Annotated in this window: 3 protein-coding genes; 1 reads left to right on the top strand and 2 read right to left on the bottom strand. The window is 40.8% G+C overall.

From position 1 onward, the window contains the following. A partial coding sequence (locus PSHG_RS27825; RefSeq protein WP_010274527.1) for a C40 family peptidase occupies positions 1-374 on the top strand: 374 nt, incomplete at its 5' end. A gap of 281 nt (positions 375-655) precedes the next feature. On the opposite strand, the gene PSHG_RS15750 is transcribed toward PSHG_RS27825, so the two are convergent. After that, a complete protein-coding gene (locus PSHG_RS15750) occupies positions 656-1057 on the bottom strand; it encodes a nuclear transport factor 2 family protein (protein WP_010274525.1) in 402 nt (133 codons plus the stop codon). Positions 1058-1228: 171 nt separating this feature from the next. Next, on the bottom strand, positions 1229-1702 hold the full coding sequence (locus PSHG_RS27820; RefSeq protein ID WP_010274523.1) for a Mov34/MPN/PAD-1 family protein: 474 nt from the start codon (positions 1700-1702) through the stop codon (positions 1229-1231). Positions 1703-2198 lie beyond the last annotated feature (496 nt).

Raw genomic sequence — 2198 nt, 5'->3', positions numbered from 1 at the left:
AGGGCGATCCATACAGTCAAGTTTTGGCCGGGCAAGACCGCTATACAGATTGCAGTTATCTTGTTCAATGGGTGTACCGGCAGTTGAGCATTCAGTTGCCGCGGACGGCGGCTGAACAAGCCAGACATTGTGTCGATAACGGGTGGACAATCCGTTTTGAAGATTTGGCTCCGGGCGATTTGGTCTTTTGGAGCTATGCCAGCAATGGTCGGTTTATGGACATTACCCATGTTGGCATCTATGCCGGAAACGGCAAGGTCGTCGATGCTTCATCCACTCGCGGACAAGTGGTTTACCGGAATTTGTTTGACGCCGATCAGCAGGTGCTGTATGGGCGGCCGTTTCAAATGAACGTACAAAATGTTTATAGCTAAAAACAAAGTAACCCCGGGGAAAACTCTCCCGAGGTTACTTTGACCGATGCTTTCGGATTATGACTCCATTCTAAACGATTATTTGCTAAATCGCTACGCTTGTCTTTTTCTAAATGTTAGTTCAAATCATGAATTGTTAAATGTTTGTTCTGTAAATCGCTTCCGGAAAAAGCTAAGAATCAGAGCAGGTAGTGACATCATAAGTTTGATCTCTTCTGTTACATATTCTGATTTCAATCGTCATCATATAATAGACAACATGACTATAGCATTATTTCGGTTTAAGAAATTTGAATGAAATACGATGTAATCGTCTTTATTTTTGCATTTCTCCCAAAACCTCTGAAATTATATACATCACAAAAAGCAAACCTTTGCTGATCATGGAATGCTAAAATTCCATTTACTGAACCCGCGTTTCCGTGGGTGATGATGTTGTGGATGTGTAATTGTTGAACTTTTCGATTATTCATGTGATTCAGTGCTTTTTCAAAATCGGCTTTTCCTCGCTTGATGTGATCTCCGATGACTTCCCAAACGATATCATCCGTCACCCATGCCATACAAAAGTCTACTTCAAGTTTGGCAAAAGCGATGCTGAGATCTCTAAGAAGTTCTTTTTTCGGCGCATTCCCACAATTTTCGGCGCATTCTACTCTTAAGTTTTCAGAATGAGTATTCATCGTTACCTCCTAATGACCCCGACATATAATCAGGGTCATTATCGCGCATCTTATTGGAATATTCATTGTGAAATCAATGATAACGGGCTATTTTTGACTATTTAATCGGCACCCAAATTTCGGTTTTGGCTGCGGGGCTTGATGGGTCAGGTGCTCGATGAAAATAAAGCATTAGACTGAGATGCGTTGTTCTAGTTGTTTTAGCGAAGTATCACTTCCAACAAATTGCACAGCAACATACTTTTCTTCTGTCCCTACTATAACCAAAAAGAGGAAATCTATGCTCATCTTGGAATCACGTAGCATGTTAGTTATTAATTTTCGATCAACTGAAGATGGTCTAGGTACAGGCTCAGGGTGGGTATGCCATTCGCCTAAGTATATTACCTCTCCATTAGAAGATCTCCACGCTAAATCTACGAACCACTGGGCTCTTTTTACATTCCGTTCAAAAAAATACCGTCCTGATTTATCACCAGGACCCGGAGTCGTAATTTGTTGTATAATAATTTGATCGTCAAATATTCGGCCCAGAAGGATACCGCCTGCTTCGTGTTGCTTTTTCTTGACTTGTCTATACGAATTGAGTATGTCAACAACCTCATCCGTAAACTTTACCAATTTATCTCCAAATATATATTCCATTTAGTTCGAGCAACCTTTGCAATTTGTTCGTTCCCTGATTGTACGAATGCGAACGGAATAGCTGTCCGCCGCAACCCACATTGAAGATATTTTTCTCTTGTTTAGTCTTTGTTCCTTTAAGTTACCTAGCCAGGTAAATATAGTATTCTCCTGCACATTACCAGACAAAGCATCTCGAAGAAAAAGCATTAAATCGTTAATGAATCTTTTTAATTCTAGTGCGCCATACGGAACGAATGTGCTTTGGCAACCAGCTTCTCTTTTTGTAAATTCACCTGGATTAAACATGAAATCGGAAAGTAACCTCGTCAAAAAGTGAAAGATCCGGGCCGTGACAGGTTTTTTCCGTCATAAGAAGTTGCTAATTTTTTCGCAAAATAAACAGGACACTGCATGCCTCTTGTCAAAGGTTAAACCACCACAGAATAACCGACGAGAGGGAGTGTCCTTAGCAACATGGTACCACAAGCAACGAACCATGCGCCAGAACAAAAAA

It is taken from the genome of Paenibacillus senegalensis JC66, assembly GCF_000285515.1.
Taxonomy (GTDB): Bacteria; Bacillota; Bacilli; order Paenibacillales; family NBRC-103111; genus Paenibacillus_L; species Paenibacillus_L senegalensis.
The sequence above is the reverse complement of the archived record's forward strand: the minus strand, read 5'-3'. Positions and strand labels throughout refer to the sequence as shown.

Bases quoted from the DNA above. Each gene is read 5' to 3' on its own strand.
- PSHG_RS15750 (WP_010274525.1), bottom strand. From the start codon at position 1,057: ATGAATACTCATTCTGAAAACTTAAGAGTAGAATGCGCCGAAAATTGT.
- PSHG_RS27820 (WP_010274523.1), bottom strand. From the start codon at position 1,702: ATGGAATATATATTTGGAGATAAATTGGTAAAGTTTACGGATGAGGTT.